14 protein-coding genes are annotated in these 16,570 nt (G+C 68.8%); 10 read left to right on the top strand and 4 right to left on the bottom strand.

Annotated features, from left to right (window positions below):
• The first annotated feature begins 482 nt into the window (after window positions 1–482).
• On the top strand, window positions 483–1,490 hold the full coding sequence (gene nrdF / locus QE449_RS09490) for a class 1b ribonucleoside-diphosphate reductase subunit beta (RefSeq protein ID WP_027507045.1): 1,008 nt from the start codon (window positions 483–485) through the stop codon (window positions 1,488–1,490).
• Window positions 1,491–1,781: 291 nt separating this feature from the next.
• Here the strand turns inward: nrdF and QE449_RS09495 are convergent, their stop codons facing one another.
• A complete protein-coding gene (locus QE449_RS09495; RefSeq protein WP_307108706.1) occupies window positions 1,782–2,255 on the bottom strand; it encodes an NUDIX domain-containing protein in 474 nt (157 codons plus the stop codon).
• A 24-nt stretch (window positions 2,256–2,279) separates the two neighbouring features.
• On the bottom strand, window positions 2,280–3,350 hold the full coding sequence (locus tag QE449_RS09500) for an ABC transporter substrate-binding protein (RefSeq protein ID WP_027507043.1): 1,071 nt from the start codon (window positions 3,348–3,350) through the stop codon (window positions 2,280–2,282).
• A gap of 244 nt (window positions 3,351–3,594) precedes the next feature.
• Here QE449_RS09500 and ctaD point away from each other — a divergent pair, with 244 nt between their 5' ends.
• The 3 genes from ctaD to QE449_RS09515 all read left to right on the top strand — a co-directional run bounded on the left by ctaD (window position 3,595) and on the right by QE449_RS09515 (window position 7,499).
• Window positions 3,595–5,382: a cytochrome c oxidase subunit I gene (gene ctaD, locus QE449_RS09505; protein WP_027507042.1), complete on the top strand. Its 1,788-nt coding sequence runs from the start codon at window positions 3,595–3,597 to the stop codon at window positions 5,380–5,382.
• Between the two features lie 81 nt (window positions 5,383–5,463).
• Complete coding sequence (serB, locus tag QE449_RS09510; protein WP_027507041.1) at window positions 5,464–6,714, top strand: phosphoserine phosphatase SerB; 1,251 nt, start codon at window positions 5,464–5,466, stop codon at window positions 6,712–6,714.
• A complete protein-coding gene (locus QE449_RS09515) occupies window positions 6,711–7,499 on the top strand; it encodes a peptidyl-tRNA hydrolase (protein WP_373428281.1) in 789 nt (262 codons plus the stop codon). Before serB ends, QE449_RS09515 begins: the two co-directional genes overlap by 4 nt.
• Window position 7,500: 1 nt before the next feature.
• Here QE449_RS09515 and glgX read toward each other — a convergent pair whose 3' ends face one another.
• Window positions 7,501–9,666 carry a glycogen debranching protein GlgX gene (gene glgX, locus QE449_RS09520; RefSeq protein ID WP_307108707.1) on the bottom strand — a complete coding sequence of 722 codons (2,166 nt, stop codon included), beginning with the start codon at window positions 9,664–9,666 and terminating at the stop codon, window positions 7,501–7,503.
• 43 nt (window positions 9,667–9,709) lie between these two features.
• Here glgX and QE449_RS09525 point away from each other — a divergent pair, with 43 nt between their 5' ends.
• From QE449_RS09525 to QE449_RS09545, 5 genes are read left to right on the top strand one after another with little or no spacing between them, the layout of a single operon-like run.
• Window positions 9,710–10,546 (top strand): ABC transporter ATP-binding protein, encoded by an 837-nt coding sequence (locus QE449_RS09525; protein WP_027507055.1) that lies wholly within the window; start codon window positions 9,710–9,712, stop codon window positions 10,544–10,546.
• The gene (locus QE449_RS09530) at window positions 10,543–11,361 is read left to right on the top strand and encodes an NUDIX domain-containing protein (protein WP_027507038.1); all 819 of its coding nucleotides are present in this window, start codon (window positions 10,543–10,545) and stop codon (window positions 11,359–11,361) included. The genes QE449_RS09525 and QE449_RS09530 overlap by 4 nt, the downstream gene beginning before the upstream one ends.
• Before the next feature lie 10 nt (window positions 11,362–11,371).
• Window positions 11,372–12,151 carry an enoyl-CoA hydratase/isomerase family protein gene (locus tag QE449_RS09535; RefSeq protein ID WP_027507037.1) on the top strand — a complete coding sequence of 260 codons (780 nt, stop codon included), beginning with the start codon at window positions 11,372–11,374 and terminating at the stop codon, window positions 12,149–12,151.
• A 33-nt stretch (window positions 12,152–12,184) separates the two neighbouring features.
• A complete protein-coding gene (locus QE449_RS09540; protein ID WP_027507036.1) occupies window positions 12,185–13,195 on the top strand; it encodes a class I SAM-dependent methyltransferase in 1,011 nt (336 codons plus the stop codon).
• Between the two features lie 7 nt (window positions 13,196–13,202).
• The gene (locus tag QE449_RS09545) at window positions 13,203–14,390 is read left to right on the top strand and encodes a class I SAM-dependent methyltransferase (protein ID WP_307108708.1); all 1,188 of its coding nucleotides are present in this window, start codon (window positions 13,203–13,205) and stop codon (window positions 14,388–14,390) included.
• Here the strand turns inward: QE449_RS09545 and QE449_RS09550 are convergent.
• Window positions 14,375–15,700: a PQQ-binding-like beta-propeller repeat protein gene (locus QE449_RS09550; protein ID WP_307108709.1), complete on the bottom strand. Its 1,326-nt coding sequence runs from the start codon at window positions 15,698–15,700 to the stop codon at window positions 14,375–14,377. The genes QE449_RS09545 and QE449_RS09550 overlap by 16 nt on opposite strands.
• Window positions 15,701–15,826: 126 nt before the next feature.
• Here QE449_RS09550 and QE449_RS09555 point away from each other — a divergent pair, with 126 nt between their 5' ends.
• Window positions 15,827–16,570: an acyltransferase gene (locus QE449_RS09555; RefSeq protein ID WP_027507033.1), complete on the top strand. Its 744-nt coding sequence runs from the start codon at window positions 15,827–15,829 to the stop codon at window positions 16,568–16,570.

The following is a 16,570-nucleotide window of genomic DNA, read 5'->3' on the forward strand; positions in this document are numbered from 1 at the left end:
GTAAGTAGAAGTGCTGGCACGGGCCGTTTCGTCAGTCGAGCGGCCGCCGCGCGGTGGCCGTCGAAGACGACGACCGAACGCGTCGGAAAGGGAACGTCCAACGGCACGTCGGTCAGCAGGTCGGCATCAACCGGAAGGTTTGTGACCGAGTCGACTGCTAGGCGAAATCCCGACGGAACGATCACCCAGCGCGTCTAACGCCGGTGAAGGCGGTGACGAAGCAATCGCTTCGTCACCGCCTTCTTTGTGTTGCAGGCATTTTCGCGCTTTCTGGCTTAGTCGAAGACTACTTAATTCATGGGCCCAGCCTGACGCAGATTACGTGGCTGTGAGCTACCCTGAAGTTGTACCCGTTCAAGCTCCCGCGACATGCGTGTGGAGACTTTGCAAGATCTAGTGCCGTCCGTGCAACGCACGCCAGTGATTCGCCTAGATTGTTGTAGCGGACCCCGATACTCGCTCACACATACGATGGGGATGAAATGACGGTCGCACGGAACGCTCCCAGCCCGGCTGGTGTAACGCCGCTCAAGCTCATCGATCGCGTCTCCGCGATCAACTGGAACCGCGTCGTCGACGACAAGGATTCCGAGGTCTGGGATCGGCTCACCAGCAACTTCTGGCTGCCCGAGAAGGTGCCGATCTCGAACGACATCCCGTCCTGGGACACGCTGACGGACCACGAGAAGCAGCTCACCATGCGCGTCTTCACGGGTCTGACGCTGCTCGACACGATTCAGGGCACCGTCGGCGCCGTGTCGCTCATCCCGGACGCCATCACTCCGCACGAGGAGGCGGTGTACACCAACATCTCGTTCATGGAGTCGGTGCACGCCAAGTCCTACTCGTCGATCTTCTCGACGCTGTGCTCCACGCGCGACATCGACGATGCGTTCCGCTGGTCGGAGGAGAACCCGAATCTCCAGCGCAAGGCGTCCATCGTCATGGACTACTACAAGGGCGACGACCCGCTCAAGCGCAAGGTCGCCTCGACCCTGCTCGAGTCGTTCCTTTTCTACTCGGGCTTCTACCTGCCGATGTACTGGTCCTCGCGGGCCAAGCTCACCAACACTGCCGACCTCGTGCGCCTGATCATCCGCGACGAGGCCGTGCACGGGTACTACATCGGCTACAAGTACCAGCGCGGACTCGAGACCCGCTCGCCGGCCGAGCGCGAGGAGCTGAAGAACTACACGTTCGATCTGCTCTTCGAGCTGTACGAGAACGAGACCGAGTACACGCAGGACCTCTACGACGAGGTCGGCCTCACTGAGGACGTCAAGAAGTTCCTGCGCTACAACGCGAACAAGGCGCTCATGAACCTCGGCTACGAGGGCCTGTTCCCGAAAGACGAGTGCGACGTCAACCCGGCCATCCTGTCGGCGCTCTCACCCAACGCCGACGAGAACCACGACTTCTTCTCGGGTTCGGGCAGCTCGTACGTCATCGGCAAGGCAGTCAACACCGAGGACGACGACTGGGACTTCTGACCCACCTCACCTCACGGCACCGTCCGCATTGCGGGTGGTGCCCTGAGTCATGTCTGGTGAGCACGTCTCGAGTGCGAGGTGCTTCGGTTCCCGCAAACCGCTTCGGTTGTAGCAGGAGCGGGTTGCGGAAACCGGAGCACGTGCGCCGTTGCGCCCTCCTGCAACGGTTGTAGCCACCTTCACCGGTTGTGACCGGTGAAGGTGGCCGAAATCGGTGAGGGTGTGCGGGCGCGCCGGACACTGAGCAGCGGTGCACACAGGACGCGGCAGGACGGCACGGTCCGGCGCCACCTACCGCCGGAACCAGGCCTCCGGGCCGTGGTCCAGCGCCTTCGCGATGCGGAGAGTCGAGGTGTCGGTGATGTCCGCGGGCAGCGCATCGCGCGCGAACCACTGCACGTCGAGGTTCTCGTCGTCCGCGACCCGCGCCTCGCCGGCGACGTACCGGGCGAGGAAGCAGACGTCGAGGTACTGGGTGCGGTCGCCGTTCGGGTAGACGATGGGCTCGGTGACGTCGACACTCGTCAACCGCACGAGCTCGGCCGTCACGCCCGTCTCCTCCAGGATCTCCCGGAGGGCGGCCGGTCCGGGTTCCTCGCCGGGCTCGAGGACGCCGGACACCACGGCCCAGAGCTCGTTGTCCTTGCGACGCGTCAGCAGCAGCCGATCGTCGGCGTCGAGCACGACGGCACTGACACCGGAGAGCCAGAGCGGATCGTGATCGATCTTGGCGCGCAGGGTGGTGATGAACTCGGGTATCGGCACTCCCGGAACGCTACCGCCGACGCGTCAGACGTAGCCGTTCAGCGTGTTCGACACGTCGGTGAGGACCGCGCCCGCAGCCACGAGGCCCTCGCCCGACCACACCGTGTCGTCGACGCTGAACACGCGACTGTCCGTCGCGGCGCCGAGGTCCTTCCAGGCGTCCGAGTCCATGACCTCGGTGCCGCGTTCCAGCCCCGCCTGTCCGTCGAACATGACGTAGATCAGGTCGCCCTCCGCGTCGGACAGATCGTCCTGCGGGAGTGCGCGGGTCTCGCCTAGCTGAGGCCCCGGTCGTCGCACGCCCGCCTGCGCGAGTACCTGCCCCGCGAAGCTGTCGTCGCCGAGCAGTTGTGTGCCGTCGGCGCCGAAGCGCACGAGAGACGCCTCGGTGATGCGGGAGTTCTGCTCGCGGCCCACGGTCTCGGCGCGTGCGCGGTACTGCTCCGTCGCACGGGTGGCGGCGTCACGTCGTCCCATCGCCGCGGCCGCGAGCGTGGACCGTTCGAGCCACGACGACGACGCGCGCGTGAGAACGGTCGGGGCGATGCCGTCGAGTTGCGCGGTGACGGCGGGGTCGAGGGCGTCGCCGCCGATGATGACGTCCGGAGCCAGTGCTCGGATCGCGTCGACGTCGGGGGAGCCCTCGGGTCCGACGCCGGCGATCTCGGCGATGCCGGTGCCGAGGTAGTCCGGGCGCAGCAGGCCGGACGGGGGAGCGGTGGGAGCGAGCGGCGCCGTGGGTGCGCCGACGACGCGCTCCCAGGTGCCGACGGCGCACGACGCGTCGAGTGCCGTCATGGTGAGAACCACGACACGTTGCGGATCGGCGGGCACCGTGGTCGCACGGCCGCTGCCGACGACGAGCCGGGTGTCACCTTGCTGACCGACCGAGTCGACCGGCTGCGGGAGCGCGCACAGGCCGGCGGTGTCACGTTCGATGCCGACGACGCCGGCTCCGGCCACGTTCGTGGTGGTCCGCACAATGGTGGAGGCGTCGTCACTCGAGGTGTCGCCGCAGGCAGAGAGGGCGAGCATCGCGGGAATCGTCGCGAGGGCGACGACCGATCGAGCGTGACGACGAGAGCGATCCGACATGGCCGAGACCTTACGGGCAGTCCGGAAGCCGGTCGCTCGGCGAGTGGCGGGCAGGCCGTGCTCCGGTCGTGGAGGCCTTCGGAAGAGGGCCTCCCGCGGGCCGGAAAATGCGACACCCGGGTGGAAGTACGACACTTCGTAGGACCCGTGCCGCAGTTCGTGTGTCATGGGGTTACGATCCATAGAGCGCACGAATTTCATGCGTCCACCTCGGGCACGGGGAGACGCGCTTTCAGGAGGATCAGTGACTGCCCTAGCGCCCCAGCCAGTCCCCGAGCTGACGGCTTCACGGCCGTACCCGCCCCGTATGGGGCCCAAGGGATCGTTCATCCACAAGATGGTGACGACCACCGATCCGAAGACGCTCGGGATCATGTACATGGTCACGTCGTTCGGCTTCTTCTTGTTCGGTGGCGTCCTCGCACTGCTCATGCGTGCGGAGCTCGCCCTCCCGGGCATGCAGTTCCTGTCGAACGAGCAGTACAACCAGCTCTTCACCATGCACGGCACGATCATGTTGCTGCTGTACGCGACGCCCATCGTGTTCGCGTTCGCCAACTACATCCTCCCGCTGCAGATCGGTGCGCCCGACGTGGCGTTCCCACGTCTGAACGCGTTCAGCTACTGGCTGTACCTGTTCGGCGCACTCATCGCCTCGGCGGGCTTCATCACCCCCGGGGGCGCTGCAGACTTCGGCTGGACGGCCTACACGCCGCTCACCGACGCCGTGCACTCGCCGGGCGTGGGCGCGGACTTCTGGATCATGGGCCTCGCGCTCTCGGGCCTCGGCACCATCCTCGGTGGCGTGAACATGATCACGACGGTCATCTGCCTGCGTGCCCCGGGCATGACCATGTTCCGGATGCCCATCTTCACCTGGAACATCTTCGTGACGATGATCCTCGTGCTGCTCGCCTTCCCGCTGCTCACCGCGGCACTGCTGGGACTGGCGGCCGACCGACACCTGGGTGCGCACCTGTTCGATCCGGCCACGGGCGGTGTGTTGCTGTGGCAGCACCTGTTCTGGTTCTTCGGTCACCCCGAGGTGTACATCATCGCGCTGCCGTTCTTCGGCATCGTGTCGGAGATCTTCCCGGTCTTCTCCCGTAAGCCGCTGTTCGGTTACACGGGCCTGATCTACGCCACCATCGCCATCGCGGCGCTGTCCATCGCCGTGTGGGCCCACCACATGTACGCGACCGGTGCGGTGCTGCTGCCGTTCTTCTCCTTCATGACGTTCCTCATCGCCGTCCCGACGGGTGTGAAGTTCTTCAACTGGATCGGCACGATGTGGAAGGGCCAGCTGACGTTCGAGACGCCGATGCTGTTCTCGGTCGGCTTCCTGGTCACGTTCCTCTTCGGTGGTCTGTCCGGTGTGCTGCTCGCCAGCCCGCCCATCGACTTCCACGTCACCGACTCCTACTTCGTGGTGGCGCACTTCCACTACGTGCTGTTCGGCACGATCGTGTTCGCGACCTACGCCGGTATCTACTTCTGGTTCCCGAAGATGACGGGCCGGATGATGGACGAGGCTCTCGGCAAGTGGCACTTCTGGGCCACCTTCGTCGGCTTCCACGCCACGTTCCTGGTGCAGCACTGGCTCGGCGCCGAGGGATTCCCGCGTCGCTACGCGGACTACCTCCCGTCCGACGGCTTCACGGTGCTCAACTCGATCTCGACGGTCGGTGCCTTCGTCCTCGGCGCCTCGACGCTGCCGTTCCTCTGGAACGTCTTCAAGAGCTACCGCTACGGCGAGGTCGTCACGGTCGACGATCCGTGGGGCTACGGCAACTCCCTGGAGTGGGCGACCAGCTGCCCGCCGCCGCGCCACAACTTCGTGGAGCTCCCGCGCATCCGCTCCGAGCGCCCCGCGTTCGAGCTGCACTACCCGCACATGGTCGAACGCATGCGAGACGAAGCGCATGTGGGACCGGGCCACGGTGGAGGCAAGACCACCGAGGTGCTCGAGCAGGCACGCCGCGCGCCGATCGCGACCAGCGATCACGAAGGTTCGGGCGACCGCGACAAGTAGTCCTCTCGTTCCACGACCGTTCCAGCGACGAGCCCCTCTCCTCACGGTGAGGGGCTTTTCGTGTGACAAGGAGATACCTCGATGGTGGAGACACCACCCCCGCCGACGTCCGTGCTCGTGACGGTCACCGGCGGTGACAAGCCCGGTGTCACATCCGTGCTCTTCGCCTCGCTGGCGCGACACGACGTCAGCGTCGTGGACGTGGAGCAGGTGGTCATTCGCGGTCGCCTGACGCTCGGTGTCCTGGGCAGTTGCCCCGGGGACGTCGAGAGTTTGCAGGAGCACCTCGAGGAGGCCATGGGCACGGTGGGTGTCCACGTCGACGTCGAGGTCGGGGGAGCGCACGGTCGTTCGCCCCTCTCCACCCACGTCGTCGTCGTGTTGGGACGGCCCGTCACCGCGCGAGCCATCAGCGTGCTGTCGAGCGAACTCGCGCGACAGGGCGCCAACATCGACTCGATCCGCGGTATCGCCGACTACCCGGTGACGGGACTCGAGCTGTTGGTCTCGGCCCGTCCGCAGGAGGAGGGCGGGCTGTCGAGCGACGAGGCCGACGAGGCGTTGCGGTCGGCGCTCGCGACCGTGGCTGCCGGAGTCGGTATCGACGTCGCCGTCGAACGGTCCGGACTGGCTCGTCGAGCGAAGCGCCTCATCGTGTTCGACGTCGACTCGACGCTGGTGCAGGGCGAGGTCATCGAGATGCTCGCGGCGCGGGCCGGAGTCGAGGACGAGGTCCGAGCCGTCACCGAGGCGGCCATGCGAGGCGAGATCGACTTCGCGGAGTCACTGCACCGTCGAGTCGCGACCCTGGCCGGGTTGGACGCATCGGTCATCGACGACGTCGCCGAGGATCTCGAGCTCACGCCGGGCGCGCGCACCACCATTCGGACGTTGCGACGACTCGGCTATCACTGCGGCGTGGTGTCGGGCGGTTTCCGGCAGGTGATCGAGGGCTTGGCGCACGAGCTCGAACTGGACTTCGTGAAGGCGAACACCCTGGAGATCGTCGACGGCAAGCTCACCGGGCGCGTGATCGGCGATGTCGTCGATCGCGCGGCGAAGGCGGTGGCGCTGCGCCAGTTCGCCTCACAGGTCGGCGTGCCGATGGAGCAGACGGTGGCGGTCGGCGACGGTGCCAACGACATCGACATGCTCACCGCGGCGGGTCTCGGCATCGCCTTCAACGCGAAGCCGGCGCTGCGCGAGGTCGCGGACGCGGCGCTGTCCTATCCGTTCCTCGACGCGCTGCTCTTCGTCCTCGGTGTCACCCGCAGTGAGATCGAGGCCGCCGACTCCCTCGACGGCGGGGTTCGCCGCATCCCCATCCCGTGATCGACGAGGGTCCCCTGGAGGACGTCCGGCCGTCCACCCTCGAGGAGCGCCACGCGGTGCTGGTGGCCGGGACGAGTGCGGCCGGTTCCTACGGCTCGCGAGTCGATCCGCCCGATCCTGCCGACGTGCGCGCGATGCCGCTGGTGCTCCACATCCCCAAGGTCGATCCGCCGGCCCGGTCCGACCTGCTGGCCGCGGCGGCGTCCGCGACGCTGCAGGTGTGCCTGGACGAGCGCATCGCCCCGGGCGGTCCCTGGCACGAGGAGTACACGGCGTGGCTGGGTGCGCGGATCCGCAAGGTGTCCCGTCGCGCGCGGGGCGCGCAGTGGACGGCGGCGCAGGAGGTGGACGGCGTGACCGTCGACGTGGGCGGGGCGTCGGCTCGGGCCTATGTGCCGTGCCGTGTGGGTGATCTGGACCCGAGGCTGCGCAAGCTCCAGGTGGGAGGCACCGACCTGCCGGCCGACGACCCGGGATCGCACGCCGAGGGTGCCGTGCGGCTCTGGGTGGACGCGGAGCTCGAGATGACCGTCGGCAAGACCGCCGCCCAGGTGGGACACGCCGTGATGCTCGCTGCCGGTGCCATGACGGTCGAGGACGTCCGGGCGTGGCAGGACGCGCAGTGGGCCGTCAGCGTCCGTGATGCCGATGCCGAGACCTGGTCTCGCCTCGTGGCCGAGTGCGAGCGCGGCACCGCCGTCGGCGTGCGGGACGCGGGTTACACGGAGGTCGCCCCCGGGTCGATGACCGTGATCGCCGAGCTGGACGTCCCGCGCACCGCCTGAGTCAGGACGGGATCGTCGAGATGTAGACGAGCACGATCGGACCGGCCACTCGGACGGTGCTTCCCGCGGTGACGGGCGACGCGTCCACCGGTCGACCGTCGGGTGTCGCGGAGTCGAAGACGGGAACGTAGCCGGGAGCCTCGTTCGGCCCGTGTCGACGGTGATCGGGGAGGACGATGTTCGCATCGCCTCCCGAGTGCACCACCAGCAGAGCCGAATCGAAGGTCTCCGCCTCGACCCCTGCGTGTCGGAGCGCGGGGATGCGCACGTCGGATCCGTCGACCCAGGCCTGCAGGGTACGGGCGTGATCGTCGTTCCACCGATCGCCGACGATCTCGGCCCCGTCGTGGTCGAACCACATGAGATCCGGTTCGCCGCTGGGTGTGTCACGACCGGCGAAGAACTCCTGTTGGCGCAGAACGGGTGCCGATCGACGCAGCCGCAGTGCTCGTCCCAGAGTCGCCGTCAGGGCGTCGTCCCGTCTCGACCAGTCGATCGCGTGCGCATCCGCGGCCGATGTTCCCTGCGGCACGCAGTAGGCATTGTTGTTGCCGTGCTGCGTGTGTCCCAGTTCGTCGCCGGCCAGGAACATGGGTGTCCCGGTGGACAGGGCCAGGGTCGACAGCAGCGCACGCACGTGTCGATCGCGCGCCGCGAGCACGGCGGGGTCCTCGGTCTCGCCCTCGACGCCGTGATTCACCGAGAGGTTGTTGTCGGTGCCGTCGCGGTTGGACTCGCCGTTGGCCTCGTTGTGCTTGGCGGTGTAGGACACCAGGTCTCGCGCGGTGAAGCCGTCGTGAGCGGTGACGAAGTTGACGGACGCCCACGGCCTGCGTCCGGTCGGCGCGAACAGATCCTCGGATCCCGCGAGGCGGGACGCCAGCTCACGCACACCGCCGTGCCCGGCGAAGAAGCGGCGCAGCGTGTCTCGGTAGCGGTCGTTCCACTCGCTCCACACGCCGCCGAACCCGCCGACCTGGTACCCGGGCCCGGTCGCGTCCCACGGCTCGGCGATCAGCTTGGCACGGCACAGGATCGGGTCGGCGGCGATGGCGCTCAACATCGGGGCGTGCGGATCGAAGCGCCATCCGCCCGGCCTGCCCAGAGTGCTGGCGAGATCGAAGCGGAAGCCGTCGACCCCCAGTTCGGTGACCCAGTACCGCAACGAGTCGCAGACCATCCGGACGACGGCCGGGGACGCGGCGTCGACGGTGTTGCCGCATCCCGTCAGATCGATGTCGTGACCGCGGGCGTCCAGCAGGTAGTACCCGCGCGCGTCCAGGCCGCGCCACGAGAGGGAGGGGCCGTCGACACCGCCCTCGCAGGTGTGGTTGTAGACGACGTCGAGGATCACCTCGATACCCGCCTCGTGCAGCGTGTCCACCATCGTGCGGAACTCGGTGACCTCGGCGCCGGGGACCGAGGCGTACGACGGTTCGACGGCGAAGTACGAGCCGGTGCTGTAGCCCCAGTGGTTGCGCATCCCTCGGGCGCGCACACCGGGTTCGGTGAGGCACGCGTGCACCGGAAGCAGTTCCACCGCCGTCACACCCAGCGTACGAAGGTGCTCGAGCACCGCAGGGTGAACGAGTCCGAGGTAGGTGCCGCGTAGATTCTCGGGGACGTCCGGATGGGCACCGGTGAACGACCCGACGTGCACCTCGTACACGACGGTGCGGTCCCAGTCGGTCTCGAGTCGCGGTGCGTCCGAGGCCGCCAGGGGAGCGGTGACCACTGCGAGGGGAGCGTGTCCCAGCGAGTCGACCGTCGACTGCGGTCCGAACGGGTCGTCGCGATACGGCAGGAGGGCTCGCGCGTCGCCGAGGCTGCCGACGATGCGCCGTGCGTAGGGGTCGAGAAGAATCTTGTTCGGATCGAACCGGTGACCGGCCTCGGGATTCCACGGTCCGGAGACGCGGTAGCCGTAGACGGATCCGACGCCGGCCTCGGCGACCACACCGTGCCAGATGCCGTACGTGCGCTGGGTGAGGAGGTGACGCGACTCCCGTGAGTCGGGGCCCGACCCGTCCACCAGACACACCTCGACGGCGTGCGCGTCGGGTGCGTGCACGGCGAAGCAGACGCCGCCCTCCACGGGGTGGGCGCCCAGCGGGAAGGGCCTGCCCGACGCGGCGGCGGACTTCGGTGAGTTCTGTTCGTGCGACACGCGTGCTGATCCTGCCGTGGATGCACCCCGCGCGTGCGGGAAGATGGAAGGCGTGTCCTCTCCTGACCCAGACCTGCTCGTCGAACTCGCCGATGTCTCCGTCGTCCGCGGAGGGACGACCCTCGTCGGCCCCGTCTCCTGGAACGTGGAGCTGGACGAGCGGTGGGTGGTCCTCGGACCGAACGGTGCGGGCAAGACCACGCTGCTGCGCGTCGCCGCGGCGGAGATCTACCCGACCTCCGGCACCGCGCACGTGCTCGGCGAGACGCTCGGGCACGTCGACATCTCGGAACTCAAGCCGCGCATCGGCCTGTCGTCCTCTGCTCTCGCCGGACGCATCCCGTCCGACGAGGTGGTGGCCGATCTGGTCGTGTCGGCGGGGTACGCGGTGCTCGGTCGCTGGCGTGAGAAGTACGACGAGGTGGACGACGAGCGTGCGGTCGACATGCTCGAGACGGCCGGTATCGAGCATCTCGCTCGCCGGACCTTCGGGACGCTGTCCGAGGGCGAACGCAAGCGTGTCCTGATCGCCCGCGCTCTGATGACGGACCCCGAGTTGCTGCTGCTCGACGAGCCGGCCGCGGGTCTCGACCTCGGAGGCCGCGAGGATCTCGTCGCCATCCTCACCGACCTCGCACTCGACCCCGACGCCCCCGCGACGGTGCTGATCACGCACCACGTGGAGGAGATCCCACCGGGCTTCACCCACGCGATGCTGCTCAAGGAGGGCGGAGTCGTGGCGCAGGGTCTCATCGACGACGTCATCACGGAGGAGAACCTGTCCACCGCGTTCAGTCAGGCCATCGCCCTCGAGCGCACCGACGGGCGCTTCTTCGCGCGGCGCAAGCGGTCGCGGTCGTCCCATCGGCGAGCGCGGTGACCGAACCGGTCGCGCTGCGGGACGCCTCCACCGTCATCCTGCTGCGCGATGCGCCGGCAGGGCTCGAGGTCTTCCTGCAGCGGCGAGTCGGACGGATGGCGTTCGCCGCCGGCATGACGGTCTTCCCGGGCGGCGGTGTGGATCCGACCGATCGCACGCCCGCGGACGGGGAGGACCGGTGGGCCGGCCCGTCACCCGCGTGGTGGGCGGTACGGTTCGGCACCGACGACGACGCCGCGGCGCGGGCCCTGGTGCTCGCCGCGGTGCGCGAGACCTTCGAGGAGTGCGGTGTCCTGTTCGCCGGGCCCGACGCGCACACCGTCGTCGCGGACACGTCCGATCACGCCGACCGGCGTCGTGCCGTCGAGAAGCACGAGATCTCTTTCGGTGAGTTCCTGGCCGAGACCCGACTGGTGGTGCGCTCCGATCTGCTGCGCCCGCACGCCCGTTGGATCACGCCCGAGGGCGAGACGACCCGTCGGTACGACACCCGCTTCTTCGTCGCGGCGCTCCCGTCCGGGCAACGTCCCGACGGCGAGACGTCCGAGGCCGTCGACGCCGCGTGGGTGCGGCCCGCGGATGCCCTCGACGAGTTCCGTCGCGGCGACCGCATGCTGATGCCGCCCACCTGGGCGTGCCTGCGGCATCTCGCCGGTCACGGGTCGGTGGCCGAGGCCATGGCCGCAGAGGCCGATCTGGCGCCGGTGCAGCCCGTCATCAGCGGATCGGGTGGATCCGTGCGGGTGAACTTCGACGGCGCCGACGAGTATCGCGCCGACCTCCCCCCACGCACCGAGCGGACGTCGAACAGCTAGCGTGCTGGCCATGGCTGAATTCGTGACTCTCGACTTGACCGACGGCATCGGCACCATCCGGCTCTCCCGGCCGCCGATGAACGCTCTGAACCGCCAGGTGCAGGGTGAGCTCCTCGAGGTGTCGCGGGCCGCCGCCGAGGATCCGGATGTCAAGGCGGTCATCGTGTACGGCGGTGAGAAGGTGTTCGCCGCCGGCGCGGACATCAAGGAGATGGCGGAGATGTCCGCGGGTCAGATGACCGACGCGATCGGCGCTCTGCAGGCCGGTCTCGGAGCGATCGCGTCCATCCCGAAGCCCACCGTCGCCGCCATCACCGGATACGCCCTCGGCGGCGGTCTGGAGGTCGCCCTCGGTGCCGATCGCCGCATCGCGGGCGACAACGCGAAGCTCGGCGTCCCCGAGGTGCTGCTCGGCGTCATTCCCGGCGGTGGCGGCACCCAGCGACTCGCCCGGCTGATCGGCCCGAGCCGCGCGAAGGACATGGTGTTCACCGGCCGTTTCGTCGGGGCCGAGGAGGCGCTTGCCGTCGGTCTCGTGGACGAGGTGGTGGCCCCCGATGCCGTGTACGAGGCGGCGCGCACGTGGGCCGGTCAGTTCGTCCGCGGTGCCTCGCGCGCCCTCGCCGCAGCCAAGGCGGCCATCGACGAGGGTCTGGACACCGACCTCGCGACGGGCCTGAAGATCGAGGCGCACGTCTTCGCCTCGCTGTTCGGTACCGAGGACCGCGCGATCGGCATGGCGTCGTTCCTCGAGAACGGCCCGGGCAAGGCCGACTTCACCGGCAACTAGCCTCCCGCACTCGTTCAGATAGGGTTCCCTTCCATGACCGCTCGTGAACCGCACACCGACACCGCCGCCTCGACCGCACCGTCGGATCCGGCGCCGCGCCCGCACGCGAGTGCCGAGGAAGTGCAGGCCGCACGGTCGGACACCAAGCTGGCCCAGGTGCTCTACCACGACTGGGAAGCGGAGACCTACGACGACAAGTGGTCGATCTCCTACGACCAGCGCTGCATCGACTACGCCCGCGGCCGTTTCGACGCGGTGGCCGGATCCGAGGCCCTGCCGTACGGTCGCGCGCTGGAACTGGGCTGCGGTACCGGCTTCTTCCTGCTCAACCTCATGCAGAGCGGCGTCGCCGCGACCGGGTCGGTCACGGACCTGTCGCCGGGCATGGTCAAGGTCGCGCTGCGCAACGCCGAGAACCTGGGCCTCGACGTGGACGGCCGCGTCGCCGATGCCGAGACCATCCCGTACGAGGACGACACGTTCGATCTCGTCGTCGGTCACGCGGTGCTGCACCACATCCCGGACGTGGAGCAGTCTCTGCGCGAGGTGCTGCGCGTGCTCAAGCCCGGCGGCCGGTTCGTGTTCGCGGGCGAGCCGACGACGGTGGGCAACTTCTACGCGCGGTGGCTGGGGCGTCTCACGTGGGAGGCCACGACCCGCACGACGCGGTTGCCGTTCCTCGCGGACTGGCGTCGCCCGCAGCAGGAGCTGGACGAGTCGTCCCGTGCCGCGGCACTCGAGGCCGTCGTCGATCTGCACACCTTCGACCCGACGGAGCTCGAGAACATCGCCGTCGCCGCGGGTGCGGACGACGTGCAGGCCAAGACCGAGGAGTTCGCCGCAGCGCTGCTGGGCTGGCCGGTCCGCACCTTCGAGGCGGCGGTGCCGGCGGAGAAGCTGGGTTGGGGCTGGGCGAGGTTCGCGTTCAACGGCTGGAAGTCACTGTCCTGGCTCGACGAGAACGTGCTGCACCACGTCGTGCCCCGTGGCTACTTCTACAACGTGATGATCACGGGCACGAAGCCGGACACCGGCGCGCTCTGACGCGTCGGTGGGATACTCGTTCGACCTCGACGACGTCGAGTACCTGGCCGGGGCGTCCGACGCGCTGGCCGCGGTCGGTGACCGTGCGCTGACACCCGCCACGCTGGTCTCGGACATCGGCCGGATCCGCAGCGCCTTCGGTGACCGCGCCGCCGCGCTGATCGAGACGGTCACCCTGCGCCGCAAGGCCGCGACCAAGCTGCCGTTCGCCGGAACGTGGTTGGTCACCGACGACGCGGTGCAGCAGGCCACCACCGAACAGGTGTCCCGGCACCGGGCCGAGCGGCTGCGCGGACGTCGCATCCACGACGTCACCTGCTCGATCGGCACCGAACTGCACACCCTGCACTCGGTCGCGGACATCGTGGTGGGCAGCGATCTCGATCCGGTGCGGTTGGCCATGGCACGACACAACGTTCCCGACGTGGCCGTGCTGCGTGCCGACGCGGTGGTCCCCACCACGCGCGGCACCGTCGTCGTCGCCGACCCCGGCCGCCGCGCCGGCGGCCGCCGCCGTCACGACCCCGCAGCCCTCGAACCCCCGCTTCCGGACCTCCTCGACGCCTATGCCGGCCGCGACCTGGTGGTCAAGTGCGCACCGGGTCTCGACGTCGACCGTCTCGACCTCACGAGCCGACACACGCGGGCCGAGGTCGAACTCGTCTCCCTCGACGGCGCCGTCCGCGAGGCGTGCCTCTGGCTGGGGGAGGTGGCGGACCCCGCTGTGCGTCGCCGTGCGACGGTGCTCCGGTCGGACGGTTCCGTGTGGGAGGTGACGGACGCCGACTCGGACGCCATCGACGACGATCGTGCCCCGGGCAGGTACATCGTCGATCCCGACGGCGCCGTCGTGCGGGCCGGTCTCGTGCGCCACTACGCCGCGAGACATGGACTGTGGCAACTGGATCCACGCATCGCGCACCTCACGGGAGACGCGATACCGGAGGGGACGACGGGCTTCGAGATCCTCGACAGGTTGCCCTTCACCGAGAAGGTGTTGCGCAAGCGGCTCGCGGAGCTGGGATGCGGGTCGCTCGAGATTATCGTCCGTGGCATCGACGTCGATCCTGCGTTGCTGCGCCCCCGGCTCGATCTCCGGGGCACCGTGCCGCTGGGGCTCGTGATCACCCGGATCGGGCGCTCGGGGGTGGCCTTCGTGTGCGGGCCGCGCACCGGGCCTCAGCGGAACGAGTAGAGGGATCCCAGCGCGGTCGGGACGACCACCTCGCCGTCCGAGCCGACGACGACTCCGGGGCTGTAGCCCTCGGCGCCGGGGAGCGCGTCGGTGTCGACCGTCTCGCCGGTGGCCGTGTCGAAGGTGACGAGTGCGAGCCCGTCACCGTCGCCGACCACCGTGTAGCCCGTGGTGCCACCCGCCAGTGCGGAGGAACCCTGTGTCACGAGATCTGGCCGCTCCCACACCGTTTCGGGTCGCTCGCCCGCATCGCGGATCGCCCGCAGATGCGACCCCGCGCCGCCCGCGGGGACGATGGTGCCGTCCGCAGCGACGGATACACTTCCTGCCGCGCGGTCACCGACGAAGTAGGACCAGATCTCGGAGCCGTCCTCGGTGGAGTACGCCCGCACGGTGCCCTCGACGTCCGTGAGGTACACGCGGTCACCGTCGGGTGACACCACGGGGCTCGATGTCACGGCGGCGGGAAGCAGGGGCGACGACCACGCCTCGGTGAGCCCGGGGGAGTCCCCGCCGGTATAGGAGAGCGCCACGAGCTGGGGAGCGATGGCGCCGGCGCGCCACAGGACGAGGTAGACGGTCGAGGACTCCAGATCGACGGCCGGTGCCGCCGCGACGGCGCAGTCCGGCCCACCGCCCAGGCAGGCCAGCAGACCGTCGTCCGCGGGCCGCAGCGTGGTGTTCGGCGCGTCCAGGGGCGTGGGATTGGGGTTCAGGTCCAGTACGGGTGCGACCGCGTTCCCGGTCTGGTTGCTCAGCACGTTGATCTGACCGAACTGGGTGACCACCAGGACGTTGCCGTCGGGCAGGAACTGCGGGGTGCGCGGTACCCCGTAGACCGGTGTGCGCCAGCGCAGTTGACCGTTCTGGTTGATCGAGCTCATGCTGCCGTCGTCACCGGCGTAGAGGTTGGACGCCGAGTCGGCGACCGCGGTCGACGAGACGCCGGAGGGTCCGAGCGAGTTGCAGAACCGCTTGCGTCCGGTCTCGCCCTGGAACGATCCGAGCGCGCAGCCGGCGTCTCCGGTCATCGTCACCGTGATCTGACCGTTGGGCGCGACGGAGGGACGTGTGGACGTGGGAGCGCCGAGAGGGCGGGTCCAGTCGAGAGCGAGGGAGCGACTGCCCTCGGTGGTCACGGAGGCGGAGTTGTGGGCGTCGGCGAGACCGCCGCGCCAGCCCTCGTCGCCCAGGATGTCGATGGGCCCGGAGTCACTGCCACAGGCCCCGAGGGCGAGGGCGCCGACCGCGAGGAGAGCGGCACCGGCTCGACGAGTGCGCACCGAGGTACGCGGGTTCTCGTCGTGCATGCACTCTCCTGATGTCGGGTGATCGGCTCGCACGAGACTAACGGCTGAAACGATGCGTCACGGTTCCGACCCCCGGTGGTCGGCCCCCGGGTTCCCTGCGGCGGCGCCGACAGTAATGTGCCGCCCATGACCAGCATGTGGAACGCGCCGTTGCGCACCCGGTGGCGAGGATCGCGGCGACGTGACCCCGACCAGGCGCGCTTCCTCACGCTCGCGTCGCTGCGCTGGGTGATCGGCCACAAGGCGTACACGCCCTGGTACCTGGTGCGGTACTACCGCCTCGCGCGTTTCAAGGCCGCGAACCCGCACGTGGTGCTGCGCGGAATGGTGTTCCTCGGCAAGAACGTCGAGATCCACGCGACGCCCGAGCTGGCGCGACTCGAGATCGGTCGCTGGGTGCACATCGGTGACGGTAACGCGATCCGCTGCCACGAGGGGTCGCTGCGCATCGGTGACAAGGTGGTGTTCGGCAAGGACAACGTCGTCAACACCTATCTCGACATCGAGATCGGTGCGTCCACCCTCGTCGCCGACTGGTGCTACATCTGCGATTTCGATCATCGGACCGAGGACATCACGGTGCCGATCAAGGATCAGGGCATCGTCAAGTCGCCGGTGCGGATCGGCCCGGACACGTGGATCGCCGCGAAGGTGACCGTGCTGCGGGAGACCGTCGTCGGTCGCGGCTGCGTCCTGGGCGCGCACGCGGTGGTCAAGGGTCACGTGCCCGACTACGGGATCGCGGTCGGCGCACCCGCACGAGTGGTCCGGAACCGTCGCACCGACTGGGAGGCCGGCGCGGAGGACCGCGCGGCGTACGTCGCCGCACTGGAGGACATCGCCCGCAAGAAGTCGCTCGGGAGCGAGTGA

Origin of the sequence: Rhodococcus sp. SORGH_AS_0303, assembly GCF_030819335.1 — a bacterium.
Classification (GTDB): Bacteria; Actinomycetota; Actinomycetes; order Mycobacteriales; family Mycobacteriaceae; genus Rhodococcoides.